The sequence below is a fragment of the Nocardioides sp. genome, assembly GCF_030019515.1.
In the GTDB taxonomy this organism is placed as follows: domain Bacteria; phylum Actinomycetota; class Actinomycetes; order Propionibacteriales; family Nocardioidaceae; genus Nocardioides.
Genome location: NZ_JASEEQ010000012.1, coordinates 24809 through 51392, shown reverse-complemented (window position 1 = coordinate 51392; position 26584 = coordinate 24809). Strand labels below are relative to the sequence as shown.

27 protein-coding genes are annotated in these 26584 nt (G+C 74.1%); 11 read left to right on the top strand and 16 right to left on the bottom strand.

Annotated elements, in window-relative coordinates; all coding sequences use genetic code 11:
* Positions 1-17: 17 nt before the first annotated feature.
* The 7 genes from larB to QMC84_RS16435 all read left to right on the top strand — a co-directional run bounded on the left by larB (position 18) and on the right by QMC84_RS16435 (position 6464).
* A complete protein-coding gene (gene larB, locus QMC84_RS16465) occupies positions 18-704 on the top strand; it encodes a nickel pincer cofactor biosynthesis protein LarB (protein ID WP_300376536.1) in 687 nt (228 codons plus the stop codon).
* On the top strand, positions 701-1903 hold the full coding sequence (gene larC, locus QMC84_RS16460) for a nickel pincer cofactor biosynthesis protein LarC (protein ID WP_300376534.1): 1203 nt from the start codon (positions 701-703) through the stop codon (positions 1901-1903). The genes larB and larC overlap by 4 nt, the downstream gene beginning before the upstream one ends.
* Positions 1903-2493 carry a TMEM165/GDT1 family protein gene (locus tag QMC84_RS16455; protein WP_300376532.1) on the top strand — a complete coding sequence of 197 codons (591 nt, stop codon included), beginning with the start codon at positions 1903-1905 and terminating at the stop codon, positions 2491-2493. The genes larC and QMC84_RS16455 overlap by 1 nt, the downstream gene beginning before the upstream one ends.
* 18 nt (positions 2494-2511) lie before the next feature.
* Positions 2512-3735, top strand: a complete 1224-nt coding sequence (locus tag QMC84_RS16450; RefSeq protein WP_300376530.1) for an arginine deiminase — start codon at positions 2512-2514, stop codon at positions 3733-3735.
* 274 nt (positions 3736-4009) lie between these two features.
* Complete coding sequence (locus QMC84_RS16445; RefSeq protein WP_300376528.1) at positions 4010-4384, top strand: cyclic nucleotide-binding domain-containing protein; 375 nt, start codon at positions 4010-4012, stop codon at positions 4382-4384.
* Positions 4385-4527: 143 nt separating this feature from the next.
* The gene (locus tag QMC84_RS16440) at positions 4528-5547 is read left to right on the top strand and encodes an adenylate/guanylate cyclase domain-containing protein (RefSeq protein WP_300376526.1); all 1020 of its coding nucleotides are present in this window, start codon (positions 4528-4530) and stop codon (positions 5545-5547) included.
* 20 nt (positions 5548-5567) lie between these two features.
* Complete coding sequence (locus QMC84_RS16435) at positions 5568-6464, top strand: hypothetical protein (RefSeq protein WP_300376524.1); 897 nt, start codon at positions 5568-5570, stop codon at positions 6462-6464.
* 126 nt (positions 6465-6590) lie between these two features.
* Here QMC84_RS16435 and QMC84_RS16430 read toward each other — a convergent pair whose 3' ends face one another.
* The 5 genes from QMC84_RS16430 to QMC84_RS16410 all read right to left on the bottom strand — a co-directional run bounded on the left by QMC84_RS16430 (position 6591) and on the right by QMC84_RS16410 (position 10611).
* Positions 6591-7529, bottom strand: coding sequence for a DUF5926 family protein (locus QMC84_RS16430; RefSeq protein ID WP_300376522.1), 939 nt, complete (start codon positions 7527-7529; stop codon positions 6591-6593).
* A gap of 200 nt (positions 7530-7729) precedes the next feature.
* Entirely contained in the window at positions 7730-8524 is a 795-nt protein-coding gene (locus tag QMC84_RS16425) for a glycerophosphodiester phosphodiesterase family protein (RefSeq protein WP_300376520.1), read from the bottom strand.
* Positions 8521-8889 (bottom strand): VOC family protein, encoded by a 369-nt coding sequence (locus QMC84_RS16420; protein WP_300376518.1) that lies wholly within the window; start codon positions 8887-8889, stop codon positions 8521-8523. The genes QMC84_RS16425 and QMC84_RS16420 overlap by 4 nt, the downstream gene beginning before the upstream one ends.
* A gap of 121 nt (positions 8890-9010) precedes the next feature.
* On the bottom strand, positions 9011-10213 hold the full coding sequence (locus QMC84_RS16415; RefSeq protein WP_300376516.1) for an ATP-binding protein: 1203 nt from the start codon (positions 10211-10213) through the stop codon (positions 9011-9013).
* A 143-nt stretch (positions 10214-10356) separates the two neighbouring features.
* The gene (locus tag QMC84_RS16410; protein ID WP_300376514.1) at positions 10357-10611 is read right to left on the bottom strand and encodes a hypothetical protein; all 255 of its coding nucleotides are present in this window, start codon (positions 10609-10611) and stop codon (positions 10357-10359) included.
* A 93-nt stretch (positions 10612-10704) separates the two neighbouring features.
* Between QMC84_RS16410 and QMC84_RS16405 the strand changes: the two genes are divergently transcribed.
* From QMC84_RS16405 to QMC84_RS16395, 3 genes are read left to right on the top strand one after another with little or no spacing between them, the layout of a single operon-like run.
* Entirely contained in the window at positions 10705-10905 is a 201-nt protein-coding gene (locus QMC84_RS16405) for a hypothetical protein (RefSeq protein ID WP_300376512.1), read from the top strand.
* A 52-nt stretch (positions 10906-10957) separates the two neighbouring features.
* Positions 10958-11824: a DNA-formamidopyrimidine glycosylase family protein gene (locus QMC84_RS16400; RefSeq protein WP_300376510.1), complete on the top strand. Its 867-nt coding sequence runs from the start codon at positions 10958-10960 to the stop codon at positions 11822-11824.
* A 19-nt stretch (positions 11825-11843) separates the two neighbouring features.
* Positions 11844-12179, top strand: coding sequence for a rhodanese-like domain-containing protein (locus QMC84_RS16395; RefSeq protein ID WP_300376508.1), 336 nt, complete (start codon positions 11844-11846; stop codon positions 12177-12179).
* Between the two features lie 132 nt (positions 12180-12311).
* On the opposite strand, the gene QMC84_RS16390 is transcribed toward QMC84_RS16395, so the two are convergent.
* Both QMC84_RS16390 and aat read right to left on the bottom strand, forming a co-directional pair.
* Entirely contained in the window at positions 12312-12875 is a 564-nt protein-coding gene (locus QMC84_RS16390) for a hypothetical protein (protein ID WP_300376506.1), read from the bottom strand.
* Positions 12872-13555: a leucyl/phenylalanyl-tRNA--protein transferase gene (gene aat, locus QMC84_RS16385; RefSeq protein ID WP_300376768.1), complete on the bottom strand. Its 684-nt coding sequence runs from the start codon at positions 13553-13555 to the stop codon at positions 12872-12874. Before aat ends, QMC84_RS16390 begins: the two co-directional genes overlap by 4 nt.
* Positions 13556-13706: 151 nt before the next feature.
* Here aat and QMC84_RS16380 point away from each other — a divergent pair, with 151 nt between their 5' ends.
* Positions 13707-14411 carry an EcsC family protein gene (locus QMC84_RS16380; protein WP_300376504.1) on the top strand — a complete coding sequence of 235 codons (705 nt, stop codon included), beginning with the start codon at positions 13707-13709 and terminating at the stop codon, positions 14409-14411.
* Here the strand turns inward: QMC84_RS16380 and QMC84_RS16375 are convergent.
* The 9 genes from QMC84_RS16375 to QMC84_RS16335 form a co-directional block, all read right to left on the bottom strand.
* Positions 14372-15586, bottom strand: coding sequence for a hypothetical protein (locus tag QMC84_RS16375; protein WP_300376502.1), 1215 nt, complete (start codon positions 15584-15586; stop codon positions 14372-14374). The two genes, QMC84_RS16380 and QMC84_RS16375, sit on opposite strands and share 40 nt — an antisense overlap.
* On the bottom strand, positions 15583-16683 hold the full coding sequence (locus QMC84_RS16370; RefSeq protein ID WP_300376500.1) for a hypothetical protein: 1101 nt from the start codon (positions 16681-16683) through the stop codon (positions 15583-15585). The genes QMC84_RS16375 and QMC84_RS16370 overlap by 4 nt, the downstream gene beginning before the upstream one ends.
* Positions 16684-16701: 18 nt before the next feature.
* A complete protein-coding gene (locus QMC84_RS16365) occupies positions 16702-17799 on the bottom strand; it encodes a hypothetical protein (RefSeq protein ID WP_300376498.1) in 1098 nt (365 codons plus the stop codon).
* A gap of 99 nt (positions 17800-17898) precedes the next feature.
* Positions 17899-18846 carry a hydroxymethylglutaryl-CoA lyase gene (locus QMC84_RS16360; RefSeq protein WP_300376496.1) on the bottom strand — a complete coding sequence of 316 codons (948 nt, stop codon included), beginning with the start codon at positions 18844-18846 and terminating at the stop codon, positions 17899-17901.
* The gene (locus tag QMC84_RS16355) at positions 18846-20768 is read right to left on the bottom strand and encodes a biotin carboxylase N-terminal domain-containing protein (protein WP_300376494.1); all 1923 of its coding nucleotides are present in this window, start codon (positions 20766-20768) and stop codon (positions 18846-18848) included. Before QMC84_RS16355 ends, QMC84_RS16360 begins: the two co-directional genes overlap by 1 nt.
* A gap of 8 nt (positions 20769-20776) precedes the next feature.
* Positions 20777-22297 carry a carboxyl transferase domain-containing protein gene (locus QMC84_RS16350; RefSeq protein ID WP_300376766.1) on the bottom strand — a complete coding sequence of 507 codons (1521 nt, stop codon included), beginning with the start codon at positions 22295-22297 and terminating at the stop codon, positions 20777-20779.
* 167 nt (positions 22298-22464) lie between these two features.
* Positions 22465-24054, bottom strand: coding sequence for an HYR domain-containing protein (locus QMC84_RS16345; protein ID WP_300376493.1), 1590 nt, complete (start codon positions 24052-24054; stop codon positions 22465-22467).
* Positions 24055-24212: 158 nt separating this feature from the next.
* Positions 24213-24380 (bottom strand): hypothetical protein, encoded by a 168-nt coding sequence (locus QMC84_RS16340; protein WP_300376491.1) that lies wholly within the window; start codon positions 24378-24380, stop codon positions 24213-24215.
* A gap of 24 nt (positions 24381-24404) precedes the next feature.
* Complete coding sequence (locus QMC84_RS16335; protein ID WP_300376489.1) at positions 24405-26561, bottom strand: MMPL family transporter; 2157 nt, start codon at positions 26559-26561, stop codon at positions 24405-24407.
* Between the last annotated feature and the right edge of the window lie 23 nt (positions 26562-26584).

Below are 26584 nucleotides of genomic sequence, written 5' to 3'. Positions count from 1 at the left end.
CGAGTAGGTTCGCCCTCGTGGACCAGCCCGCGGACCCGCGCACGACCGACCTCGGCTTCGCGCGCGTCGACATCGACCGCGCCCACCGCACGGGCGATCCCGAGGTCGTGTACGGCGCCGGCAAGACGCCCGACCAGGTGGTCGCGATCCTGCGCGCCCTGCACGAGAAGCACCCCGAGCGCGCCGTACTCGCCACCCGGGTCGCGGCCGACGCCCTCGACGTCGTCGCGCGGGCGCTGCCCGAGGCGACCGTCGACCTGGTCGCGCGCGCCGTCACCGTCGGGCCGCTGCCCGAGACCCACGGCACGGTGGCCGTGGTGGCGGCCGGCACGTCCGACGCGCCGGTCGCGGCCGAGGCCGCGCTGACGGTGCGGGTGCACGGGTCCGCGGTCGACCTGATCACCGACGTCGGCGTCGCCGGCCTGCACCGGCTGCTCGGCGTGCGCGAGCGCCTGGACGCCGCGGACTGCCTCGTCGTCGTCGCCGGCATGGAGGGCGCCCTGCCCTCCGTGGTCGGCGGGCTCACCGGCGTACCTCTCGTCGCGGTGCCGACCAGCGTCGGCTACGGCGCCTCCCTCGGCGGCGTCGCCGCGCTGCTCGCGATGCTCAACTCCTGCGCGCCCGGGATCACGGTGGTCAACATCGACAACGGGTACGGCGCCGGCGTGCACGCGGCGCGCGTCGCCCGCCGGAGCGCCCGGTGACGACGGCCTGGGTCGACGCCTCCGCGGGGGCCAGCGGCGACATGCTGCTGGGGGCCCTGGTGGGCGTGGGCGTGCCGGTCGCCGTGCTGCAGGCCGCCGTCGACGCGGTCGCGCCCGAGCCGGTGACGCTGCGCGTCGAGGACGTCCGTCGCGGCGGCCTGGCCGCGACCCGCTGCCACGTGGACGTCGCCGACCGGGCGCAGCACCGCACCTGGCGCGACGTACGCGCGCTGCTGGAGAAAGCCGCCCTGGACGACGCCGTCCGCGACCTGGCGCTGCGCGCGTTCGCGCGGCTCGCGACCGCCGAGGCGGCCGTGCACGGCACCAGCCCCGACGAGGTGCACTTCCACGAGGTCGGCGGCCTGGACGCGATCGCCGACGTCACCGGGGTCGCCGCCGGCTTCGTCCACCTCGGCGCCACCGCGGTGACCGTCTCCCCGGTCGCCGTCGGGTCCGGCTCGGTCCGCACCGAGCACGGCACGCTGCCGGTGCCGCCGCCCGCCGTGGCCGAGCTGCTGCGCGGGGTGTCGTCGTACGCCGGCGCCGCGACCACGGAGGCCTGCACGCCGACCGGCGCGGCGCTGCTGACCACGCTGGCGACGGCATACGGCCCGCAGCCGGCGATGTCGGTCGACACCATCGGCGTCGGGGCCGGCGGCCGCGACCCCGAGGGCCATCCGAACGTCCTGCGCCTGTTCGTCGGCGCCGGACTCGAGGCGCGACCCGCTCGCCCCTCGACCACCGAGCAGCCGCTGCTGCTGGAGTGCAACGTCGACGACCTCGACCCGCGGGTCTGGCCGGCGGTGATCGCGGCGCTCCTCGAGGCCGGCGCCTCGGACGCGTGGCTGACGCCGATCCTGATGAAGAAGGGCCGCCCGGCGCACACGCTCAGCGCGCTCGTCGACACGGGGCGGGCGCCTGCCGTCCGGGCCGCGATCTTCCGGCAGACCTCGACGATCGGACTGCGCGAGCAGCCGCTGGCCAAGCATGCGCTGGAGCGCGAGATCGTCGCCGTCGACGTCGCCGGGCAGTCGGTCGCGGTCAAGCTGGCCCGCCACGACGGCGCCGTGGTCAACGCCCAGCCGGAGTACGACGACGTGGCGCGCGCCGCGGCCGCCCTCGGCCGTCCGGTCGTCGACGTCCTCGCGGAGGCCGCCGCCCGCGGCCGCGCCTTCCTCACCCAGCGAAACGAGATCTGATGGACCCGGTCGTCATCGGCCTGACCTTCCTCGCCATCTTCGTGGTCGAGCTCCCCGACAAGACGTTCCTCGCGACGCTGGTGCTGGCCACCCGCTATCGCCCGATCCTGGTCTGGCTCGGCGTCGGCCTCGCGTTCGCCGTCCAGACGACGGTGGCGGTCCTGCTCGGCCATGCGGTCTCGTTCCTGCCCGACGACGCGGTCCGCACCGGCGCCGGCCTGATGTTCCTGGCCGGGGCGGTGATCCTGATCCGGGAGGGCCGTGGACACCAGCAGGCCGCAGCCGAGGAGACCCCGCCGACCGACCGCGACGTGCACGGCCTGCGGGCGGTGGTCGCCAGCTTCGTGGTGCTCTTCGCCGCCGAGTGGGGCGACCTGTCGCAGCTGCTCACGATCTCGCTGGTGGCCAAGTACGAGCAGCCGTTCTCGGTGTTCGCCGGCGCCCTCGGCGCGCTGCTGGTCGTCAGTGGCCTGGCCGTGCTGGCCGGGCGCCAGCTCCAGCGCTTCGTGTCCCTGCACGTGCTGCACTACGTCGGCGCGGCGGTCTGCCTGACGCTGGCGGCCTTCACTGCCTACGAGCTCCTCACCTGAACTCACTAGAGTCTCAGCATGGCTTCTCCCCACGGCGCCGACAGCGAGGTCGGCACGCTCCAGACGGTGATGCTGCACCGGCCCGGCAACGAGCTGAAGCGACTGACCCCCCGCAACAACGACCGGCTGCTGTTCGACGGCATCCCGTGGGTGAGCCGGGCCCAGGAGGAGCACGACGCGTTCGCCGAGGCGCTGCGGGCCCGGGACGTGGAGGTGCTCTACCTCACCGACCTGCTGACCGAGACGTTCGCGAGCGAGGCCGCCCGCGACCACGCGATCACGACGGCGCTGGCGGGCCTGCACCTGGGCGACACCATGCGCGGCTACCTCAACGGTCTCCTGCACGACGCGGGCCCCGCGGAGCTGACCGCGTACCTGACCGCTGGTATCCGTAACGACGAGGTCCGCGGCGGCCTGGGCCTGGTGACCTCCCTGCTGGCGCGCGACGACTTCCTCATCGACCCGCTGCCCAACCTGCTGTTCACCCGCGACTCCTCGGTCTGGGTCCGCGACCGGGTCGCGGTGACCTCGCTGGCGATGCCGGCCCGCGCCCGGGAGACCCAGCTCACCGAGCTCATCTACACCGAGCACCCGCGGTTCCGCGGCACCCGCAAGATCCACGGCTGGCACCACGAGCACGTCGAGGGCGGCGACGTGCTGCTCCTCGCGCCCGGCGTGATCGCGGTCGGCGTCGGCGAGCGGACCACGCCGGCCGGCGCGGAGCGGTTCGCCCGCCAGGTCTTCCACGCGGACCTCGCGCACACGGTGCTCGCCGTACCCATCGCCCAGGAGCGCGCGACCATGCATCTCGACACGGTGTGCACGATGGTCGACGTCGACAAGATCGTGATGTACCCCAACATCGCCGACTCCCTGCAGGCGTACGCCGTCACCCTCGCCGAGCGCGCCGACGACGACCGCGACCTGGTGCTCGCGGTCGCCGGCCCCGAGCCGTTCCTCGTCGCGGCCGCCAAGGCGATGGGGATCGACACCCTGCACCAGATCGACACCGGCCTCGACCCGGTCACCGCCGAGCGCGAGCAGTGGGACGACGGCAACAACACCCTGGCGCTCGCGCCGCGGGTGGCCGTCGCCTACGAGCGCAACGACGAGACCAACGACCGCCTCGAGGAGGCCGGCATCGAGGTGGTCCGGATCGCCGGCTCCGAGCTCGGCTCGGGCCGCGGCGGGCCGCGCTGCATGAGCTGCCCAATCGTCCGCGAGCCGCTGCCGGTGGGGTAGGGGCTGGCCTCGCCGGGCCTGCCGCGGGTCCGACCCTGTTGTCGTTTGGTCACCAACCGCGGGCATTTCCTGCCGCCGGGGGGCGTCGTTCCCCGCGCACCTGACGCAACTGCTCGTGGGAGCGCGACCGGACGACGGATGCGTCAGGTGCGTGGGGACTGGCCGCGGGGATTCGCGAGCCGCAGTGACAAGACCGGACCGCATCCACCGTTTACACGGACGCGAGGCTCGGGAAGGATCCGCCCCGGGAGGACCGACCGCGAGAGGCGGATACATGGCTGAGTCGTTCTACGAGGCGTTCGCGCCCGAGGAGATCGCGCGCATCGCCGCGGCGGGCACGCGCGTGCACCTGCCCCAGGGCTGGTCCCCGATCTGGGAGCAGACGCCCGCCGACAAGGCGTACCTCATCCTCGACGGCACCGTGTCCGTGCGCCACAACGGCGAGGAGATCGCCCAGCTCGGCGCCGGCGAGATCGTCGGCGAGGCCGCGATCGTCAACCGCTCCCTGCGCACGGCCTCCATCGTCGCGCTCACCCCGTTGGAGCTGATCCACTTCACCGACGACGCGGTACGCCGGCTCTGCGACGAGATGCCGTCCTTCAGGTCGGCGCTCGAGGCGGTGGCCGTGGAACGGTTCGGCCGAAACTGACCGAGCTGCCGCCCGAACAGCCTCCGCCCGACCGGCCCGCGGCCCTCGCGGGGGCGGAGGAGACCGTCGAGGAGCTGCTCCTCGGGGCGCTCCCCCACCTGACCCGCGGCGAGGTCGCCGAGCGGGCCGACGTCCCGATCGAGGTGGCCGAGCAGCTGTGGCGGCTGCTGGGGTTCGCCCGCACCGGGCCGGCCGACCTCGCGTTCACCGAGGCCGACGTCGAGGCGCTGCGGCTGACCCGCGAGCTGATCGAGCTCGGCATCCTCGGCCCCGACTCGCAGGCGGCGCTGGTGCGCACCTGGGGCCGCAGCTACGCCCGGCTCGCCGAGTGGCAGACCAGCCTGCTCGCCGACATCGCGGTGGCCGACGCCGACCCGGAGCGCCGGCTGGCCGAGCTGGCCGAGTCGGTGCTGCCCCGGGTCGAGGCGCTGCAGAGCTACGTGTGGCGCCGCCACCTCGCCAGCGCCACCGGCCGCGCGCTGGCGGTGGAGTCCGCGGCCACCCCGGTCAGCCCGCTGGCGGTGTGCTTCGTCGACATCGTCGGCTACACCTCGCGCAGCAAGGCCCTCGACCAGGCCGAGCTGGTCGGCTGGCTCGAGCAGTTCGAGGACGCCGCGACCGGGGTCGTGGTCGACCACGGGGGCCGGATCATCAAGACGATCGGCGACGAGGTCCTCTTCGTGGCGGACCGGCCGGTCGACGCCGCGGAGGCGGCGCTCCGGCTGACGGCGCGCGGCGCGGACGAGGCGGACCCGTTCCCGGCGGTGCGGGCCGGGATCGCGTACGGCGACGTGGTCAGCCGCCTCGGTGACGTGTTCGGGCCGACGGTCAACGTCGCCGCCCGGCTCACCTCGGTGGCCCGGCCGGGCACGGTACTGGTCGACGACGGCTGCTACGCGGCGCTCTCGGGCCGCACCGGCGACGGCGACCCCACCGGCGACCCCACCGGCGAGACGGCGGGCGACGCGGCCGCCGCCGCGGCCATCGCCGCGACCGGAGGCACTGCGGCCGGCGCTGCGGTCGCGGACACTGCTGGCGAAGAGGCCGGCGAAGAGGCCGGTGGCGAGGACGCGGGGACGCCGTACGCCTTCCGCAGGATGCGGCGGGTCTCCGTCAAGGGCTACTCCCGCCTGCAGCCCTGGGTACTGCGCCGCGCCGAGTGACGGTGCACCAGGATGGCCCGGTGCACCCCACCGACCCCGCCCACCCCGTCGACCCCGTGAGCCCAGTGAGCTCGGTGGGCTCGGTGCTGCTCGCGACCTTCGAGCTGGTGCCGCGCGGCGAGGACGGAGGGGAGCTGCTGCGCCGGGCGTTCGCCGACGTCGGCATCGAGGCGCAGTGGGCGGTGTGGACCGATCCGGTGGTGGACTGGTCGAGCGCGGACACCGTCGTCGTCCGCTCCACCTGGGACTACCACCGCCGACTGCCCGAGTTCCTGGCGTGGGTCGACCGGGTGGCGGCCACGACCCGGCTGGTGAACGCCCCCGAGGTGCTGCGCTGGAACGCCGACAAGCGCTACCTGCTCGACCTCGCCGACGCCGTGCCGGTGGTGCCCACCATCGACGTGCCCGCGGACGGTCTCCTGACCGGTCTGACGGCGGCGCTCGCGGAGCACGGGGCGGTGGTCGTGAAGCCGCGGGTCGGCGCGTCCGGCGTCGGCGTCGTGGTGGCCGAGCGGACCGACGACCTCCGGCTCTCCGGGCTGACCGCCGGGCCCTGGCTGGTCCAGCCGCTCGTGGCCTCGGTCCGCACCGAGGGCGAGGCGTCGGTCTTCGTGTTCGCCGGCCGGGCGGTCTCCCAGCTGCGCAAGGTCGCGCCCCCCGCCGACGTCCGGGTCCACGAGGAGTACGGCGGCACCACGACGCCCGTCGCCCTCGACGCCGACGCCGCGGCACTCGCCGAGCGGGCCGTCGCCGCGGCCGGCGAGCGGTGCGGCGCGTCGCCGGCGTACGCCCGGGTCGACCTGCTGCACCACGGCGGCCGGCTGGTCGTCAGCGAGGTCGAGCTGATCGAGCCGGGGCTCTACCTGGACCTGCTGCCGGGCAACGCCGGCGCGTTCGCAGCGGGCCTGCGCACATGAAAAGGCTCGGCCGTTGTCGACGGGGGACACGACAACGACCGAGCGCTGCGAATCTACGTCCCCGCCGCGGGTCAGACAACTCCCACACGCCGCCGTCCTCCCCCGGATCCGCGCGGCGGCCAGGTTCTACCTGATGGTGACCTGCCGGTTGGCGAGCCCGGACCGCGCGGCCCGCTCGTCGGCGGACAGGTCGGAGGTGTCGGCGAGAGCCTTCGCGAGGTCGGCGGCGAACCGCTCGGCCGGCTCCTCGAGCGGCTCCGGGCCGGTGCCGAGCGGGAGGTCCCACACCGGCGCGAGCAGCCCGTGCGCGCGGAACATCCCGACGAAGCGCGAGCCCTCGACCAGGCCGTCCCTCCCCGCGGCGTGCAGCCGCGCGAGCGCGTCGAGCAGCCGGTCCTCGGGCTCCGGCATCACCCAGCGCAGGTGCTCCTTGGTGCCGACGTTCGTCCAGTACGCCGCCTCGACCGTGGTCAGTCGGGCCGTCGGCAGGGCCGCGGTGTTGGCCTGCTCGAGCGCGGCGGCCATCCCGGCCCGCTCGCTCTCCGCGACGTCACCGATCCAGAACTCGAACCCGTCGTGCACCGTCACCGCCAGCCGGTCCCCGGTGACGAGGTCCTGCAGGCGCGGGCCCTCGCCCGGAGGGTCGGTGAGTCCGACGATGCCGGCATCGGCGCTCAGCGCCCTGGTCAGCACCGCACCGAGGTCGCGCGCAGGGTCGCCGAAGTTGTGCTGGACCTGGAGCCCGAGCCAGATCTCCCCGCTGTCGCGCACCATCGCCGGCGCCGCCATCGGCAGCAGGGTGCACAGCTGCACGGACCGGTCGACGTCGTCGACCAGGGTGAGCGGAGCGGTGGCCGAGGGCACCAGCTCCCGCATCGCGACGATGTCGCACTCCGACGGCAGGCCCTCGAAGGGCCGGTTGACGAACGGCGCCGGCGCCCCGCCCGCCGCGCCGTGGCAGGCCTTGTACCGCTTGCCGGACCCGCACGGGCAGGGCTGCCGCGGCCCGACCTCCCCGGCGGCAGGCTGCTGGTCGCGGGCCTTGGTGCGGGACTTCTTCGCCATGCGCCCGACCCTAACGGAGCCGCGCCAGCGGGTCCGTTGATGGTGGTCGAGCGAGGCGCGCGGCTGAGGCACGAAGCCGCGACCGCCGTGTCGAGACCCGAGCCACGTCAGCGGATCGGTTGCCGGTGGTCAGCGAGCAAGACCCGAGACTGCGGGTCGAGACCAGCGCGCCGGCACGAGGTCACAACCGCGTGTCGCGACTAGGAGTCAGCCTCGCGCTGGTCGAGCAGGTCGCGCACGTACGCCGGCCGGTCGGTGATCACCGCCGCGACCCCCAGCTCCAGGCACAGGTCCAGCTCGGGCGGGGTGTTCACGGTCCAGACGTGCAGGTCGTGGCCGCTGCAGGTGATCCGGGGCCCGAGCCACCGGTGGTCCATCAGCTCGTCGATGCCGGGGCCGACCAGCCAGTCCGCCCCGATCAGTCGGCGCAGCGCCGGCCAGTTGCGGGCCCGCTCGAGCAGCATCACCAGCTGGATGCCGGGGGCCAGCCGCTCGGTCCGCTGCAGGGCGGTCCAGGAGAAGCTCATCACCCGGACCGGCGACCCGGGCCGCTCCCAGCCGAAGTGGCGCAGCTGCTCGACCAGGCGCCGCTCCACCAGCCCGCCGTACCGGGTGGGGTGCTTGGTCTCGATCGCGATCTCCACCGGGCGGTCGTAGTCGGCGACGGTCTCGAGCAGCGTGCGCAGCGTCAGCACCCGGTCCAGGCGCTCGTCGCGGAGCGGCGCCTCGTCGTCGAGGTCGGCCCACGGGTTCTTCCACGAGGCGAAGTCGAGCTGGTCGAGCTCGGCCAGCTCCATGGTGGAGACCAGCCCGCGGGTCCGCGCCGTACGCCGGAGGTCGCGGTCGTGCACGCAGACCAGGTGCCCGTCCGCAGTGAGCCGCACGTCGCACTCGACGGCGTCGGCTCCGGCGTTCAGGGCGGCGATGTAGGCGCCGAGGGTGTGCTCGGCGTTCTCGTAGCTCGCGCCGCGGTGGGCGACGATCTGGGGCCTCACCGGGCGCGGTGCTCGACCAGGCCCACGAGGTTGCCCTCGGAGTCGCGGACGAAGGCCTGCCACTCGTCGGTGCCGCCGGGGCCGAGGGTGTCGTCGGCGTGGGTGAAGATGACGTGCGGCTCCGAGGCGACCTCGGCCCCGGCTCGGCGGACCCGGGCCACGGCGGCGTCGATGTCCTCGACCCGCAGGTACAGCGTGGAGCTCGGCGCGCCCCGCTCGATCAGCAGCCGTACGCCGGCGAGGTCGAAGAACACCAGGCCCGGCGGGTCGTACGTCGCGGTGGGCGGGCTGCCGAGCAGCATCGTGTAGAACGCGGTCGCCCGCTCGAGGTCGTCGGCCCGTTGCGCGATCTGGACGAGATCCACTCGTAGATCGTCTCAGGAGAGGGCTGGTTCGCGACAGCACGTGGGCGGCGTGGCCGGTCGGGTCGGGTGCCTGAGCACGCGCCGGGGCGCGTCCTGGAGCCCACGGCCCGGACCCCGGCGGTCAGCGCGAGCGCAGGAACTTGCCGAAGTGCGGCACGGTGAACGCGACGCTCCCCCGCTCGGCGGAGTAGACCAGGCCCTTCTTGATCAGTCCGTCGCGGGCGGGTGAGAGCGACTGCGGCTTGCGGGCCAGGTGCCGGGCGATGTCGGCGGTGGCGACGGCGGCGTCCCCGTGCTCGGCGCCGAGGTCGGCCATCGCGGTCATGTAGTCGCGCTCCGCGGGGGTGGCCCGGTCGTAGCGGGCGCCGAAGAAGCCGACGGCGAGCTCCGCCTCGGCCTCGGGCGCGGCGGCGTGCACGTCGGCCACCCGGATCGGTGAGCCGACCGCGGCGTCCCAGGTGACCTTGCCGTAGGCCTGCACGAAGTAGGGGTAGCCGTCGGTGAGCCGGTAGAGCTCGTCGAGCGCGTCGTCCTCGAACGTCACGCCCTCGCTGCCGGCCGGGACCCGCCACGCGCGGTCGGCCATCGGGCGCGGCAGCCGGTCGACCGAGACGTAGCGGAACAGGCGCTCCGCGTACGACTTCGAGGCGGCGAGCGCCACCGGCAGATGCGGCAGCCCGGCGCCGACGACGATCAGCGGCGCACCCTGCTGGCTGATCTCGTGGCAGGCGCCGCAGAGCGCGGCGAGCTCGGGCAGCGCGATGTCCTGCATCTCGTCGACGAACAGGGCGACCCCGACACCGAGGTCGCCGGCCAGGGTTGCGACGTCGGTGAACAGCTCGACCAGGTCGAGCTCGAGGTCGCCGGAGTCCGCACGGCCCCGGGTGGCCGGTACGTCGACCGGCGGGGTCCAGCGGGTCCCGGCCCGGGACGCGGCGCGGCGCTCGTCGACGCCGGTGCGCAGCGCGAAGCTCTTCAGGACGCCGGCCACCGCGTCGACCCGGTCGGGGTCGCGGTGCCGGTGCGCGACCTCGCGGATCGCGGCGTGCACGGCCTGGGCGACCAGGAGCCGGATGCTCTGGTCGGGTCGCGCCTCGATCTTGCCGGTGCCCCAGGCCCGGCGTACCGCCTGGCCACGCAGCGCGTTGAGCAGCACGGTCTTGCCGACCCCGCGCAGCCCGGAGAGCACCATGCTCCGCTCCGGCCGGTTGCCGGCCACCCGCTCCAGGGTCACCTCGAACTGGTCGAGCTCACGGTCGCGACCGGCCAGCTCCGGCGGTCGCTGGCCCGCCCCGGGCGCGTACGGGTTGCGGATCGGGTCCATGTCAGGACCGTATCCGCCTGTCTAGCGGATTTCGTAGACAACGCGCCGCGGGGCGGTGGGGTTCGGCTGTCGGCAGCCGAACCCCGCACGTCACGCCGAGGCGGCCGGCGTGTCGTGCGGGCTCCGGCTGCCAGGTGGACCGGTCAGGCCGACTCGGCCGAGCCGAGCCGGTCGCGGGCCTGCTCGTAGGAGCGGACCAGGCCGGCGCGGAGCATGTCGATCAGCTCGGGCACCTCGTCGATCGCGAGGCGGAACGAGCCCGCACACACGTTGTCGCGCCACAGCGAGAGCACGACCAGGCCGGCGTCCTGGTGCCAGGAGACCCGGAGCGCGCGGTCGCCGCCGCGGGCGTCGAGGAAGATCGACCCCGTCTCGGGGAGCGGGCGTACGGCGGGCACCTGACCATGATGCTCCCGCTGGTCGCGGCCTGTCACCGGTTCGCATCCACCGCGAGCGGTTCGGCCGCGGGGCGTTCGGGGCACCGGGGCACCATGAGCACCCTGGAGATCGCCTGGGGCATCGCCCTGATCGTCACCCTCGGTGCCCTGCCGGTGGGCATCCTGCGCACCGTCGCCTACCGATCCGGCGAGATCGACCACACCAGCACCATGCGGGTCGCGGCCACCTTCGCGCTCACCCTCGGCCTGGTCGGCCTGGTCGCCCTCGCGGCGCTGAGCATCGCGCTCCTCTGAGGCGGCCGGCTGGGCCGGTCGGCGCACCCGGCCAAGCCCTAGACTCGGCCGCGTGCCCGAGCTGCCCGAGGTGGAAGCCCTGGCCCTCGACCTGCGGGGCCGGCTGGACGGCCACGCCATCGCCAAGATCCACATCGCCGCGTTCAGCGCGCTCAAGACCTTCGACCCGCCGGTGTCCGCGCTCGAGGGGACCCTCGTCGACGACGTGACCCGGCACGGCAAGTTCCTCGACATCGAGGCCTCCGGCCTGCACCTCGTGCTGCACCTGGCCCGGGCCGGCTGGGTGCGCTGGCGCGACGAGGTGCCGACGATCCCGCCCAAGCCGAGCACCAAGTCCACGCTCGCGGTCCGCATCGTCCTCGAGGACCAGTCCGGGCTCGACGTCACCGAGGCCGGGACCCGCAAGAGCCTGGCGATGTACGTCGTCCGCGACCCGCGCGACGTCCCCGGCATCGCCAGCCTCGGGCCGGACCCGCTGACCGACGAGTTCACCATCGACCGGCTGCGCGAGATCCTCGAGCGCGAGGGCCGCAAGCAGCTCAAGGGCGTGCTGCGACACCAGGGCACCATCGCCGGCATCGGCAACGCCTACTCCGACGAGATCCTGCACGCCGCCCGGATGTCGCCGTACAAGCCTGCGGGCACCCTCACCGACGACGACCTGCAGGTCCTGTACGACGCGCTCCGCACCACCCTCGGCGACGCGGTCGAGCGCTCCCGCGGGCTCGCCGCGAGCGAGCTGAAGGGCGAGAAGAAGACCCACCTCGCGGTGCACGGACGCGCCGGCCAGGACTGCCCGGTGTGCGGCGACACGGTCCGCGAGGTGTCCTTCGCCGACTCCAGCCTGCAGTACTGCCCGACCTGCCAGACCGGCGGCAAGCCGCTCGCCGACCGACGCCTCAGCAAGCTGCTGAAGTAGCCCCGAGCAAGGGAGCCCGATGACCCAGGTCCCGACCGTCCCGATCGCCGACGTGCCGCACCCCCTGCCCGACGGGCTCGTGGTGCTCGACGTCCGCGAGCCCGCCGAGTGGGAGCAGGGCCACATCGAGGGCGCCGTGCACATCCCGCTCGCGCTGCTGCCGCTGCGCCACCTCGAGCTGCCCGACGCGCAGACGCTGGTGGTCTGCAGGGTGGGCGCCCGGTCCGCCCAGGCGGTGGCCTGGCTCCAGCAGCAGGGCCACGACGCGGTCAACCTGGCCGGCGGGCTGCTCGACTGGGAGGCGGCCGGCCGGCCGATGGTGAGCGGCACCGGCCAGCCTCCGCAGGTGGTCTGAGCCGAGCCGACGAAGCGCCGCGACCCCGCGCCTTGTAACGCGGGGTCCCGGGATCTGGTGACCCTGCTGCAAGGGGGTGCCCAGATCCCATGACCCGGCGTTACCTGCGGGGCGGGCGGATCGGCGCGGAAGCTACGGGCTCTCGGTCAGCTCGCTCATCTGCGACTCGAGCTCGGACATCATCGACTCCATCTCGGAGGGGTCGACGCTCGGCAGGTCCGACGGGTCGATGCTCGGCAGGTCCGAGGAGCTGATGCCGGGGATGTCGAGCGGGCAGTTGTCCGTGGTCCAGGTGCTGAACGCCTCCCCGTCCGCCTGGTCCTCCTCGCTGAAGTCGTCACCGAGGTTCTGCAGGTCCTCCAAGGTGGCGTCCTCGTCCAGGTTCTTGGCCTGCTCGACGAACAGCTCGAAGCCGTGCCGGGCGTCGTCGGGCATCTCGCCGGGCGTGCCGATGTCCTCCATGTCGGCCGCCCAGTCCTTGAGCGCCGAGATCACCGCGGAGGAGTCGCCGGAGGTCGCCTGGGACAGCACCTTCGCGAACAGCCCGTTGAAGCCCTCGCAGAAGTCGTCGGTCGACGCGTCGTCCGGCGCCTGGGCGCCCGAGCCGCCGTCGCTGCCCCCGCACGCGGTCAGTGCGGCCATCAGCGTCAGGCCCACCGCCGCGGCGCCACGTCGCAGGATCAGTGCTCGTGTCATCTGTCCGTCTCCCGTCTCGGTGGTCCGTCGGGCTCCGGCCCGTCCGGTGCGCCCATGCTCCACCCGCCGAGGGCCGGCGCGACAGAGGAGAAGGCCCCTGGGAGGGGCAGCTGCAGCGCCCGCGCGAGGCCGCGCAGGTACGCCGCGCGCGGGACCTCGACCGCCCCGAGCGAGGCCAGGTGCGGCGTCAGCCACTGCACGTCGAGCAGCCGGTCGGCCGCCCACGCGTCGCTCAGCGTCCCGACCAGCGCCACCAGGGCGACCTTCGACGCGTCCCGCTCCCGGTGGAACATCGACTCGCCCGCGAACAGCCCGCCGATCGCGACGCCGTACAGCCCGCCGGCCAGCCGGCCCTCGCGCCAGGCCTCGACCGAGTGCGCCCAGCCGAGCCGGTGCAGCGCGCCGTACGCCGTCCGGACGTCCTCGTCGATCCAGCCGCCGGAGCGGCGCGGGTCGGCGCAGCTCGCGACGACCTCGTCGAACGCGGTGTCGATCCGGATCTCGAAGTCGCGGGTCGCCCGCCGCAACGACCGCGAGACCCGCAGCCCGTCGAGCGGGACGATGCCGCGGCGCACCGGGCAGAACCACGCCATCGGGTCGCCCGGCCGCCCCGACGGCATCGGGAACAGCCCGCGCCGGTACGCCGCCAGCAGCGTGCCCGGCTCCAGGTCCGCTCCCATCGCGACCAGGTCGTCGGGGCCGTCGGGGCCGTCGGGGCCGTCGGGGCCGTCGGGGCCGTCGTACGTCGACGGCTCGGCGAACGCCCAGCGCGACGGCGGCGGCTCCACGGGCACGAGACGACCGTAGCCGCACGGTCCGTACGATCGGCGCATGAGCGCCAAGGGGATCCGTGGAGGGATCGGCGGGCGGATGGTCGAGAAGCACCTGGCCCCGCGGGTGCCGCACCTGGCCCCCGACCTGACGGCGTCCTTCGTCCGCGAGGCCCTGGACCGGGCGATCCGCGGCGCCGGTCCGCTGCCGGCCGCGGCGGCCGCGGCCGACAAGCAGCTGCGCGAGCAGCACGGCGACGTGAAGCGGGCGGTGCGCGAGGTGATCGAGAACCACGTGCGGTACGCCGGCGCCCAGGGCCTGCTCACCGGTGTCGGCGGCGTGGTCACCGCGGCGTTCGCGATCCCGGCGAACATCACCGGGCTCGCGCTGATCCAGGCCCGGATGGTCGCGGGCATCGCGCACCTGCGCGGCTACGACCTCGAGGACGCCCGGGTCCGCAACGCGGTGCTGGCCTGCATGCTCGGCGGGGACGCCGTCGACCGGCTGGTCAAGGAGCGCAAGCTGCCGGCGCCGCCGATGGCGATCGCCACCGCACCGGTGCACGACCCGCAGCTGGACCGGGTGCTCTCCGCCGAGGTCACCTCGGACCTGGTCACCCGGGTGGCCGGCAAGCGCCTGGCGATCACCGTCGCGCGGCGCACCCCCGTGGTCGGCGGGGCGTTCGGGATGGGTGCCGACGGGCTGGCGACCTGGCGGATCGGCCGCTACGCCGACCGCGAGCTGCGCCCGCGCACCCGACGGTAGCCCGCCAGCAGCCACCGGCCGACCGCGCCGCCCTGGAGGCGGCGGACCACCTTCTCGCGCCAGCGGTACGTCGGGCGCAGGTAGGACCGCTCGAGCGCGACCTGGGTGTCGCGCAGCTCCTGGCGCAGCCGCTCCTCGGACTGGCGCAGCCGGGCGCCCTCGAGCAGCAGCGCCTTGATCGCGTCGACGGCCGCCGCGGCGACCTGCTTCTCGGCCGGGTGGTCGGGGTCGGCGTACTGCGTGACCGGCGGCGCGCCCATCAGGTCGTGCAGGTCCCCGACCACGTCGTAGCCGCGCTCCTCGATGTCGGCGACCCACGAACGGGTGATCTCCTGCGTCCAGGGGTGCACGTCGGGCGGCAGCGCGAGCCGCGGCGACCGGGTCCGCCTGGACAGCGTCTGGTGGGCGAGCAGCTCGCGCACCAGCGGCCGGTAGTCGCTCGGGTTGAGCTCCCGGTTCGCGGCCCGGTTGACCCGACGCAGCAGCGCGGTCTCCGGCGCACCGAGCGAGGGGTTGGCCCGCTCCGCCTCGAGGTCGAGGTCGAGGCCGTCGAGCCCGAAGACCAGGCTGAACCGCTTCCAGAGCAGCTGGTGCGGGTCGCCGGCCGGGGGCACCGTGACCACGTGGATGCGCTCGGGCCGCAGGTCGTGGCCCCACCGGTTGAGGATGTCCGGGATCTCCTGCACGCCCCAGAACCAGCTCGCGATCCGGCTCTCCCGCTGCGGATCCCGCACCTGGTCGAGGAACGTGCCGTAGGTCAGCGCCTGGCGGTGCTTGACGTTCTCCTGCCACTCCGCGGGGAGCTGCCGGACCAGGTCGCGCACCGACAGCACCAGGTGCACCTCCGCGCCGGCGCCGTGGCCGAGCGACTCCAGGGCCCGGCCGGCCTGCGACCGGGAGGCGGTCGCGAGGATCTCGTGGCTGATGATCGCGGTGCCGTGGTGGCCGCGGACCCGGTCGGCGAGCCGGTCCCAGGCGCCGACCGCCTCGGCCTCGAGGCCGCCCCAGGGCAGCCGCATCAGGTCGAGCGCGGCGAGGAAGTGGGCGTCGAAGCGGTCGGCCGGGTAGAGGATGTCCGCCGCGGCCAGCGTGCGCCGGTTGCGGTACAGCACGTCCTGCAGGTACGACGTGCCGGTCTTCGGCGTACCGACGTGCAACAGGACCCGCGTGCTCACGTGTTCTCCAGTAGGAGGCGCATCCCCAGCGCCAGTACTCCGGCGTCGGAGGGCTCCGGGACGCCGGTGCGATCGACGGGCAGCAGGCTGTCCAGGTCGCCGTGGACAGCGTAGCCAGCCCGGAGCAGTGTGGCGCGCACCCGCACCGCTCGCGCGTGGACCCAGTCGAGGTGCTCCGCCGGGACCGTGAGGGGCGGGCCGGGCACGGCGAGGAGGCGGGGCCGCAGCGCGTCGCGCAGCAGCCTCTGGCGGCGCGGGGGTACGGCGAGCAGCCCCAGCACCTGGCCGACCCGGCGGGCCAGGTCGACACCGTCGGCCGACAGCGCGGGCGGGCCGGGCAGCGGACGGCGGACCCCTACCAGGCGGGGCAGCTCGGCGGGGTCGAGCACGATCCGGACCCGCTCGGGACCGACGCGCGACGCCCAGGCCCGGGCGGTCCCGGCCAGGTCGGCACGCGGCGGCAGGGCGCGGCGCCGGGCCAGCGGCTCGAGCCAGTCCCGCCAGGACGGACCGCCCTCGGCGAAGCTGCGCGCGGTCCAGGCGTGCACCAGCATGGTGCCGAGGTCGGCGCCGAGCACGAGCACGACCGAGCCGCGCCCGCCCGGGGGCCGGCCGCGGGCCACGAGCTCGGCCCGCGCCGGGTCGGCGAGCACCGGGTCCCCCACGAGCCGGTAGCGGGTGCGCCAGAACCGGGGCGACCGGGGCCGCCGCTGCTCGGGCAGCCCCGCGGCCGCCAGGTCGTCGGCGAGCAGGCTCGCGAGGACCCGGAGCAGCTCGTCGTCGGGCAGGCCCGCCGGGTCCACCGGGGGCGGCCCGAACGCCAGCGCGTCGACGGCCCCCTCGAGCTCGAGGTCGGGGCGGCCGCGGCCGGGCGCACTCGCCTCGAGCACGCGGCCGGCGAGATCGGCCGAGGGGCGTCCGGCCAGGTTGAGCCGGCGCAGCAGCTCGAGCTGCTGGGCGCCGGGGAGGACCCGGCCGCCGGGGCGGCCCTCCTCGGCCCAGTCGCGCCAGGGCGTCGTACCGCCCTGCTGGAGGTGGGCGACCCAGCCCCAGGCGCGCCGCACCCCGGGGGTGTCCTCGCCGCCGCGCGGGCTCACCGACCGGTCACCGGTCGCTCATCGGTCGCGCAGCCGCTGGGCCTGCGCCAGGACGCGCGTGGTCAGCTGCCGCTCGGGGTCGGGCCGACGGGCCGCCTCCCGCGTCATCGCGGCCAGGGCGTCCAGCGCGGTGACGAGCTGCCGCTTGGCGCGCACCCGGTCGGGGTCGCGCCAGCGCTCGCCCTCCTCCGGGCGCACCGGACGCAGCTCGTCGACGTCGCCGACGACGTGCACCCCGCTGCCCTCGATCCACTCGATCCACCGCTCGGCGCGCTCCTCGACCCACGCGAAGCGCTCGGGGGGCAGCCGCACGGCGGCCGACTCCCGCTTGACCAGCTCGCCCTGGGCGAGCATGTCGCGGATCAGCGCGTCGTACGTCGACTCCCGGCGCGCGGCGCGGTCCATGCGGCGGTTGAGCTGGCGGATGACCTGGGTCTCGGCGATGCCCAGCGAGCGGTTGGAGCGGTCGCTGTCCAGGGGCGCCCACGCCTGGTCGATGCCGAGCACCTCGCACATGCGCAGCCAGAGCTGGTCACCGTGCTGGGTCTGGACCCGGGTCTGCGGGACGGTGACGACGTGCACCCGCTCGGGCGGCAGCCCGGCGCCCCAGGTGCCGAGGACCCGCGGGACGTCGAAGGCCCGGTGGAACCAGCTGCGGCCCTTCTCGAACCGGTCGAGGAAGCGCCGGTAGCTCCACCGCCGGCCCTGCTTGATGCTCTCCTGCCAGGCGGCGGGCAGCTGCCGGGCCAGGTCGCGCACCGTGTAGACGACGTGGATCTCGCTGCCGGCCAGGTCGCGCATCGCGCGCGCCACCTGCCCCGGCGCGGCGGGCGCGAGGATCTCGTGGCTGATCACGACGGTCCCGGAGCGGCGTCGCACCTTGCGGACCAGCCCGTCCCAGCTGCCGTCCGCGTGTCCGGGCGGCCCGCCCCAGTCCTGGCCGAGCAGGTCGAGCGCGGCCCGGAACTGGAACAGCCCGGGGCTCACCAGCGGCGAGCCGCTCGGGAAGTGCACCCCGTGCTCCGCCAGCGTCCTCGCGTTCAGGGTCAGCCGGTCCTGCAGGTAGGTCGTCCCCGTCTTCGGCGCACCGATGTGCAGGTAGACCTTCCGGCTCATGCTGTGATTGTGCCGCAGGCCGAGCGGGGCCCGCGCGGCTGGGCCTCCGGCCCGCCTCCATGTGACGCCGGACAGCCGCCGGGGCCGGCCACTCCCGGATCAGGTCGCCGACGGCGCCAGGGCGCGGACCACGGCCGACGGGCTGGGCCGGCCGAGGTGGGCGGCCATCCAGACGCTGGTGGCGGCCACCTCCTCGAGGTCGACGCCGGTCTCGATGCCGAGGCCGCGCAGCATCCACACCAGGTCCTCGGTGGCGAGGTTGCCGGTGGCGCTCTTGGCGTACGGGCAGCCGCCGAGCCCGCCGGCGCTCGCGTCGAACGTGGTGATGCCGGCCTGGAGGGCCGCGTAGGTGTTCGCGAGGGCCTGACCGAACGTGTCGTGGAAGTGCATCGCGAGCCGGTCGGTCCCGAGGCCGACCTCGTCGAAGGCGCGCACCAGGGCGGTGACGTGGCCGGCGGTGCCGACGCCGATGGTGTCGCCGATGCTGAGCTGGCTGGCGCCGAGGTCGAAGAGCCGCTTGCCGACGCCGACGACCTGCTCGATCGGCACGGCGCCCTCCCACGGGTCGCCGAAGCACATGCTGACGTAGGCCCGGACGTCCAGGCCCGCGTCGCGGGCCCGGCGCACGGTCGGCTCGAACATCGCGAACTGCTCGTCCAGGCTGCGGTTGAGGTTCTTCTGTGCGAACGTCTCGGTGGCCGAGCCGAAGATCGCGACGTGCCGCGCGCCCAGCTCGAGGGCCCGGTCCAGGCCGCGCTCGTTGGGCACCAGCACCGGGCAGTCCCGCCCGGCCGGCCCGAGCAGCGCCATCAGCTCGGCGGCGTCGGCGAGCTGGGGCACCCACGTGGGGTGGACGAAGCTGGTCGCCTCCACGACGGGCAGGCCGGCCGCGAGGAGCCGGCGTACGAACTCCGCCTTGACGTCGGTCGGGACCAGGGCCTTCTCGTTCTGCAGGCCGTCGCGGGGGCCGACCTCGTAGATCGTCACCCGGTCCGGCAGCGGCACGGCCGCGACCGGCAGCGCGGGTACGACGGCGGGGGTGCGCATCAGCTCGCCACCACTCGCTCGGCGGCCGCTGCGCCCTCGGCCGCCTCGGCGTGCGGCTCGACCACGAACAGCCGGGCCCCGAGGGCGACCTGCGCGCCGGTGGTGGCGCCGACCTGGCTGACGATGCCGTCGAAGGGTGCCTTGAGGGTCAGCTCCATCTTCATCGCCTCCAGCACGCCGAGCACGTCGCCGGCGGCGACGGTCGCGCCGGGCTCGACGCGGACGTCCAGGACGGTACCCGGCATCGGGGCGGCGATCGCGCCGTCGCCGACGTCGGCCGCGTGGTCGCCGAACACGTCGGGACGCTCGAAGACGAACCGCTGCCCGCGGTGGACGACCTCGGCGACGTGCGGCTGCACGTTGACGACCGCGGAGTGCACCCGCCCGTCCACCTCGAGGGTCAGCACGGGGTCATCGAGCGGGCCGGCGGCGAACACGTGGCGCACCGGACGGCCGTCGACGCGACCCGCGAACCGGTCGACGACGACCGGGCGGTCCAGCTCGACGATGGTCGGCGCGGGGTCGGCGCCGGAGCGCCACCCGTCGGCCTGGAACGGCTGCCCGTCGCCCGAGAGCGCCGCGAGCATCGCGCTCACCCAGGCGACGAGCACGCGCGGGAGCTCGTCGTCCGGCCGCGGCACCTCGTGGCGGTCCAGCCAGGCGGTGTCGATGGTGGCGTCGCGGAACTCCTCGCCCGCCGCCAGCGCGCGCAGGAACCCGACGTTCGTGGTCAGGCCGAGGATCGCGGTCCGGTCGAGGGCGTCGACGAGCGCCCGGCGGGCGGCCTCGCGGTCGGGCCCGTGCACGATGATCTTGCCGAGCATCGGGTCGTACGACGTGCTGACCACCTGCTCCGGCTCCAGCGCGTGGTCCACCCGGACCCCGGCCGGCCAGCGCACGATCGACGTCCGCCCGGCTTGGGGCAGGAACCCGGCGAACGAGTCCTCGGCGTACACCCGCGCCTCGATCGCGTGGCCGGTCGCGGTGACGTCGTCCTGGGTGATCGGCAGCGGCTCGCCGGCGGCCACCCGGAGCTGGAGCTCGACCAGGTCCAGCCCGGTGATGAGCTCGGTGACCGGGTGCTCGACCTGGAGGCGGGTGTTCATCTCGAGGAAGTAGAAGTCGCCGGTCGCCTCGTCGAGCAGGAACTCCACCGTGCCGGCGTTGACGTACCCGACGTGCCGGGCCAGGTCGGCGGCGGCCTGGGTGATCCGGCTGCGCAGCTCGGGGGTGATCGTCGGGGCCGGCGCCTCCTCCAGGACCTTCTGGTGCCGACGCTGGGTGGAGCAGTCGCGCTCGAAGAGGTGGATCACGTTGCCATGGGCGTCGCCGAGGATCTGCACCTCGATGTGCCGGCCGCGCTCGACGTACTTCTCGATCAGCAGGGTGTCGTCCCCGAACGCGCCGAGCGCCTCCCGGGCCGCGGCGGCCCGCGCCTCCGCGAGGTCCCCCTCGTCGCGCACCACCCGCATGCCCTTGCCGCCACCACCGGCGGCGGCCTTGACCAGCACCGGGCCCTGCCAGCTCTTGGCCGCGTCCTCGCCCCGGGGCACGACCGGTACGCCGGCGGCGACCGCGATCTCCCTCGCGGCGTCCTTGCGGCCCATGGCGTCCATGACGGCCGCGCTCGGGCCGACCAGGGTGAGCCCGGCGTCCTCGACCGCGCGGGCGAACGCGGACCGCTCGGACAGGAAGCCGTAGCCGGGGTGCACCGCGTCGGCACCCGCCGCCCGGGCCGCGGCGACCACGGCCTCGATGTCGAGGTAGCTGTCCACGCGCTGGGCCTCGTCGGCCGCGCGCACGTGGGGGGCGGTGCGGTCGAGGTCGGTGTAGATCGCGACGGTCCGGATGCCCATGGCGTGGGCGGTGCGCATCACCCGCAGGGCGATCTCGCCACGGTTGGCGACCAGGAGTGTCTTCATCGGATGCCTCACATGCGGAAGATGCCGTAGGAGGGCTCGGGCACCGGCGCGTTCGCGGCGGCGGCGAGCCCCATGCCGAGGACGCGGCGGGTGTCGGCGGGGTCGATGATGCCGTCGTCCCAGAGCCGGGCGGTGGAGTAGTACGGCGAGCCCTGGGTCTCGTACTGCTCGCGGATCGGCGCCTTGAACGCCTCCTCCTCGGCCGGGTCGTCGAAGCCCCGCACGGTGGCGAGCACCGAGGCGGCCTGCTCGCCGCCCATCACCGAGATCCGGGCGTTCGGCCACATCCAGAGGAAGCGCGGGTCGTAGGCGCGCCCGCACATGCCGTAGTTGCCGGCTCCGAACGAGCCGCCGATCACGACCGTGAACTTCGGGACCACCGAGCAGGCGACCGCGGTGACGAGCTTGGCGCCGTCCTTGGCGATCCCGCCGTTCTCGTACTCCTTGCCGACCATGAAGCCGGTGATGTTCTGCAGGAACACCAGCGGGATGCCGCGCTGGTTGCACAGCTCGATGAAGTGGGCGCCCTTGAGGGAGGACTCGCTGAAGAGGATGCCGTTGTTCGCGACGATGCCGACCGGGTGGCCCCAGATCCGGGCGAAGCCGGTGACCAGGGTCTCGCCGTACAGCTTCTTGAACTCGTGGAACCGGCTGCCGTCGACGACCCGGCGGATCACCTCGCGGACGTCGTACGGCGTGCGGGTGTCCGCGGGGATTACGTCGTAGAGCGTGGTCGGGTCCTCGTGCGGCTCCTCGACCGGCCGGACCTCCCACGGCACGGCCGGGCGCGGGCCCACGGTCTCGAGGATGCTGCGCACGATCGCAAGCGCGTGCGCGTCGTCGTCGGCCAGATGGTCGGCCACGCCGGAGGTGCGCGCGTGCACGTCGCCGCCGCCGAGCTCCTCGGCGGTCACGACCTCACCGGTCGCGGCCTTCACCAGCGGTGGGCCGCCGAGGAAGATCGTGCCCTGGTTCCGCACGATCACCGTCTCGTCGGACATGGCCGGCACGTAGGCGCCGCCCGCGGTGCACGAGCCCATCACGCTGGCGATCTGCGGGATGCCGCGCGCCGAGAGGTTGGCCTGGTTGAAGAAGATCCGGCCGAAGTGCTCGCGGTCGGGGAAGACCTCGTCCTGCATCGGCAGGAACGCCCCGCCGGAGTCGACCAGGTAGACGCACGGCAGCCGGTTGTCGGCCGCGATGGTCTGGGCGCGCAGGTGCTTCTTGACCGTCATCGGGTAGTAGGTGCCGCCCTTGACCGTGGCGTCGTTGGCGACCACGACGACCTCGCGTCCGCTCACCCGGCCGATGCCGGTGACGACGCCGGCGGACGGTACGGCGCCGCCGTACATCCCGTCGGCCGCGAGCGGGCTGAGCTCCAGGAACGGGCTGCCGGGGTCCAGGAGCCGGTCCACCCGGTCGCGCACCAGCAGCTTGCCCCGGTCGGTGTGCTTGCGGCGGGCCTTCTCGCTCCCGCCCTGGCGCGCCAGCGCGAGCCGCTCACGCAGCTCGTCGACCAGCTCCTTCATGTGGCTCACCCCCACAGGTTAGCGATCATTAACCTGCGGGTCCACCCGTCCGACCGGGCGCACAGGGGTCCGCCCCGGGGGGATCAACCCCCCGGGGCGGACGCCCCCGAGACTCCGGGCCGGGCAGCACCCGCGGGTGCCGGGTGCTGCCCGGATGCTGCCTGGCGCTACTTGGGAGGCTGCGGGACCAGGCAGGCCACCGGTGCCGAGGCGTTGCCGCTGAAGTCGACGGCGTACACCTCGGCGTCACCGGTGCCGGTGATGTGCAGGATGCCGCTCGGCATCGTCTTCACCGAGGGGGTGGCGCCGTTCTCGGTGTACTTGATCCGCTGCCCCGACGCGTACGGCCCGAAGACCGTGCCGCTGCCGGTGTCGCGCAGGTAGACGTCCGCGTCGGCGTCCACGACGTCGCTGGCGTCGAGCCGGAAGAACCCGTCCTCGTTGTGCGAGCCGGGCACGTGGCCGCCCGGGTTCTCCGCCTCCGGGCACCCGACCGTCGGCGGGGTGGTGTCGACGACGGTGATCGTCCCGGTCCCGGTTCCGGTGTTGCCGGCCGCGTCGGTGGCCGCACAGGTCACGGTCGTGGCGCCGAGCCCGAACAGGCTGCCGGAGGCCGGCGCGCAGGCCGGGGTGAGCGGACCGTCGACGTTGTCGGTCGCGGAGGAGGTGTAGGACACCGTCGCGCCGCTGGGCCCGGTGGCCTCGACGGTCTTGCTCTCGACGGTCACGACCGGCGGGGTCACGTCGTTGACCGTGATCTCGACGGTCTGGACGAACTCCGGTCCGGGCAGCTCCCCGTTGACGAGGAACCGCGTGGTGCAGGTGAGCACGCTGCCCTGCACGGCGTCGCCGGCGAGGTTGATGGTCTCGTCGAAGGACGTGCTGTCACCCGAGGTGACGGTGCGGCTGGCCTGGTCGAAGGACAGCGACGCCCCGGGGTCGCAGGTGGTGTCGTGGGTGACCACGGCGGGCAGGTTCTGCAGCTCGCTGAGGATCGTGCTCGCGACCTGGTCGGGGTCGGCGGCGGCCAGTGAGCCGCCGGTCTGGGAGGTGACGTGGGTGGCCTGGCCGAGCGCGTCGAGGCCGCCGGCGGTGCCGGGCACGTCGATGGCGATCACCCGAACGCCGCTGGCCTGCAGGCCGGAGGTGGCGGAGCCGAGGGTGAAGCCGAGGGACGGGTCGTGGCTGGGCGCATCACCGAACATCACCAGCACCCGGGTGCCGTCGGGGCGGAAGTCGATGCTCGACGGGATCCGGCCGAGCGCACCGATCCAGGCCTCGGGGGCGTCGCCACCGCCGGAGGCCGACCAGGCGTTGATGCCGGTGACGACGTCGGCGGTGCTGTCGGTGAGCTGCTGATCGACGCGGAACACGGCGGCCGGTCCGTCGGACTCGTCCTTGTACTCCGCGACCGCGAACCGGGCGGTGGGCTGCGCCGCCTGGATCTGGCCGAGGATCGCGTTCGCGTTGGTGCGGACGTTGGCGATGCTTCCGCCCATGCTCCCGGTCGTGTCGGCCATGAACACGATGTCCGGACGTGGCGGGATCGGCGGTGTCTCCACCGTCTTGGTGATCGTCACCGACGTGCCCGGGTCGAGGGCGTCGGTGTACAGCGCCGGGGTCACCCCCGGAGCGGCGAGCGCCGCGGACGAGGCGACGGTCGCGAGGACGGCGGCACCCACGGCCGCCGGGACCAGGCGACACACGATCGCCCGAGAGGTGGTGAGATGCCTGGTGAGTGGCCTGGTGACTTGCATGGTGATATCCCTCCGAGAAGGCGGCTTGTGCCGCGGTCCTCGACGCTAGGGACGCCGGCCGTCCGGTCGACATGACCCGGACGGGCCAGCCCGCACCACCCCTCGGGGCATTGCGCGAGGGCGGTCACCCGCCCCCGCGCCACACCTCGGGCCCGAGCTCAGGCCCGGCCCAGCAGCCTGCTGATCAGCCCGGGCAGAGGCGGCTCGCCCTCGTGTCCCTGGCACCGGTCGGCCTTCGGGACCCCGGCCATGACCTGGGTGGCGTGCGCCCCACAGCCGGCCCAGCTGGCCTTGCCGCAGCGGCGACAGGTGATGCGATGACACATGGTGGTGGAACCTTTCCGTTGGGGTCAGCTGTGGGAGAAGCGCACGTCGGGGAGCACCCGGTCGAGCCAGCGCGGCACCCACCAGGCGGCGCGCCCGGTGAGCCGGAGCAGCACGGGCAGCAGCACCAGCCGGACCAGGAACGCGTCGAGCAGGACGGCGACGCCGAGCACCACGCCCATCTCCTTCGGCGGCAGCGGCCCGGACAGCGCGAACGTGAAGAAGACCGCGACCATGACCGCCCCGGCGGCGAAGATCACCCGTCCGGAGTGGGCGAGCGAGCCGACCATCGCGTCCTTCGGGTCGCCGGTGTGCTCGAAGTGCTCCTTCGCGGAGGCCAGCAGGAAGACCGTGTAGTCCATCGCGATCGCGAAGATCATCGCGAAGAAGAACACCGGCGCCCAGGCGTCGAGGAAGCCCTGGCTCTCGAAGCCCAGCAGGCCCGAGCCCCAGCCCTCCTGGAAGATCAGCCGCGCCACGCCGAAGGCCGCCGCGGTCGAGAGCAGGCTGGCCAGGGTGCCGAGCAGCGCGATCAGCGGCGCCTGGAGCGCGACCAGCAGCAGCAGGAAGCCGAGCGCCAGGATCACGCCGATCACCAGCGGGGTCGACTCGTCGAGCTGGGACTTCAGGTCGAGGTTCTCGACCGCGGCCCCGCCGACGACCGCCGACTCCGGCAGGTCCGTGCGCAGCCGGTCGACGGTCTCGCCCAGCTCCGGGTCGGAGGGGTCGACGGTCGGCACGGCCTGGATCAGCACGTGGTCGGTGCCGTCCGCGGCGGGCATGGCCGGCATCGCCGCGGCGATGCCCGGGTCGGCGGTGAGGGCGTCGTACGTCGCCTCCGCGTCGGCGCCGGCCGCCACGACCTGGAGGGTGCCGGGGGCGCCCTCGCCGAAGCTCTCCTGCACCAGGTCGTAGCCGACCCGGGCGCTGGCCTCGTCGGGCAGCACCTTGATCGAGGGCATCGCGGTCTTCAGCCCGAGGATCGGGGCGGCCAGGGCGAGCAGCACCACGAGCGCGGCCAGCCCGAACACGATCGGGCGCTTCCACAGGCGCTCGCCCCAGGCCGCGAACTTCGGGGACCGGTGCTCGCCGGTGTGCACCCACGGCAGCGAGAGCTTGTTGATCCGCTCGTCGAGGAGGTGCAGCACGAGCGGGAGCAGGGTGAGCGTCGCGGCGAGCACGAAGATCACCGAGAGCATGATCCCGCCCGCCATCGATCGGAACGACGGCGACGGCACGAGCATCACCGCGGACAGGGAGATCAGCACCGTGGCGCCGGAGAGCAGCACGGCCTTGCCGGCGGTGTCCATGGTCTCGGCGATCGCCTGGCGGGGGCTCTCGTGGTGGCCCATCCGGGCCGCCCGGAAGCGCACGACGAGGAACAGCGCGTAGTCGATGCCCAGCGCGAGCGCGAACATCATCGCGAAGTTCATCGCCCAGATGGAGACCGGGACGACCTGGTTGATCAGCACCAGCGAGCCGGCAGAGGCGACCAGGCCGGCGAGGGTGAGGATCAGGGGCAGCCCCGCGGCGACGAGGGCGCCGAAGGCGAGCACCAGGATCGCGAGGGTGACCGGCCAGGAGAACATCTCCGACTTCAGCATCGCGTCCAGGTTGGCCTCGTTGAAGTCCGACCAGAGCAGCGAGGCGCCGGTGGGGTTCACCTGGATGCCGTCGGTCGAGAGATCCTGGAGCGGGCCCTTGAGGTCGTCCGCGGCGCGCACCATGTCGTTCGGGTCGGCGGCGGCGCCGGCGAGCAGGACCGCCGTACGGCCGTCCTCGCTCAGAGTGGCGCCGGGCTGCGGCTGCACGACCTCGGCGATCCGCGGGTCGTCCTCGAGGATGGCGGTCGCCCGGTCGAGGATCCGCTGCCCGGAGGCACTGTCCAGCGGGACCTTCGCGCTGTGCACGACGACCTGGATCGCCGAGCTGGCGTTCCCGCCGAAGTGCTCCTGGGCGAGCTCGCGGGTGGCCACGGACTCCGAGCCGTCGGCCTGCCAGCCGGCGCCGGACAGCTCGGCCTCGACCTTCGGCGCGAAGGCGCCGAGGCCGACGATGACCAGCAGCCACACGACGGCGGTGGCTCGGGTGTGATGGGTGACCCACACGCCGAGCCGGCCCAGGGGGCCGGGCCGGTAGCCGATCTCGGGGTCGACGTCAGGGGGCGTCGTCAAAGTGGGCATGGGAATAGAACTCTCACTCTCAG

Bases quoted from the DNA above. Each gene is read 5' to 3' on its own strand.
- QMC84_RS16455 (WP_300376532.1), top strand. From the start codon at position 1,903: ATGGACCCGGTCGTCATCGGCCTGACCTTCCTCGCCATCTTCGTGGTC.
- QMC84_RS16450 (WP_300376530.1), top strand. From the start codon at position 2,512: ATGGCTTCTCCCCACGGCGCCGACAGCGAGGTCGGCACGCTCCAGACG.
- QMC84_RS16445 (WP_300376528.1), top strand. From the start codon at position 4,010: ATGGCTGAGTCGTTCTACGAGGCGTTCGCGCCCGAGGAGATCGCGCGC.
- QMC84_RS16430 (WP_300376522.1), bottom strand. From the start codon at position 7,529: ATGGCGAAGAAGTCCCGCACCAAGGCCCGCGACCAGCAGCCTGCCGCC.
- QMC84_RS16415 (WP_300376516.1), bottom strand. From the start codon at position 10,213: ATGGACCCGATCCGCAACCCGTACGCGCCCGGGGCGGGCCAGCGACCG.
- QMC84_RS16405 (WP_300376512.1), top strand. From the start codon at position 10,705: ATGAGCACCCTGGAGATCGCCTGGGGCATCGCCCTGATCGTCACCCTC.
- QMC84_RS16395 (WP_300376508.1), top strand. From the start codon at position 11,844: ATGACCCAGGTCCCGACCGTCCCGATCGCCGACGTGCCGCACCCCCTG.
- QMC84_RS16390 (WP_300376506.1), bottom strand. From the start codon at position 12,875: ATGACACGAGCACTGATCCTGCGACGTGGCGCCGCGGCGGTGGGCCTG.
- aat (WP_300376768.1), bottom strand. From the start codon at position 13,555: ATGGGAGCGGACCTGGAGCCGGGCACGCTGCTGGCGGCGTACCGGCGC.
- QMC84_RS16380 (WP_300376504.1), top strand. From the start codon at position 13,707: ATGAGCGCCAAGGGGATCCGTGGAGGGATCGGCGGGCGGATGGTCGAG.
- QMC84_RS16365 (WP_300376498.1), bottom strand. From the start codon at position 17,799: ATGAGCCGGAAGGTCTACCTGCACATCGGTGCGCCGAAGACGGGGACG.
- QMC84_RS16360 (WP_300376496.1), bottom strand. From the start codon at position 18,846: ATGCGCACCCCCGCCGTCGTACCCGCGCTGCCGGTCGCGGCCGTGCCG.
- QMC84_RS16355 (WP_300376494.1), bottom strand. From the start codon at position 20,768: ATGAAGACACTCCTGGTCGCCAACCGTGGCGAGATCGCCCTGCGGGTG.
- QMC84_RS16350 (WP_300376766.1), bottom strand. From the start codon at position 22,297: ATGAAGGAGCTGGTCGACGAGCTGCGTGAGCGGCTCGCGCTGGCGCGC.
- QMC84_RS16345 (WP_300376493.1), bottom strand. From the start codon at position 24,054: ATGCAAGTCACCAGGCCACTCACCAGGCATCTCACCACCTCTCGGGCG.
- QMC84_RS16340 (WP_300376491.1), bottom strand. From the start codon at position 24,380: ATGTGTCATCGCATCACCTGTCGCCGCTGCGGCAAGGCCAGCTGGGCC.
- QMC84_RS16335 (WP_300376489.1), bottom strand. From the start codon at position 26,561: ATGCCCACTTTGACGACGCCCCCTGACGTCGACCCCGAGATCGGCTAC.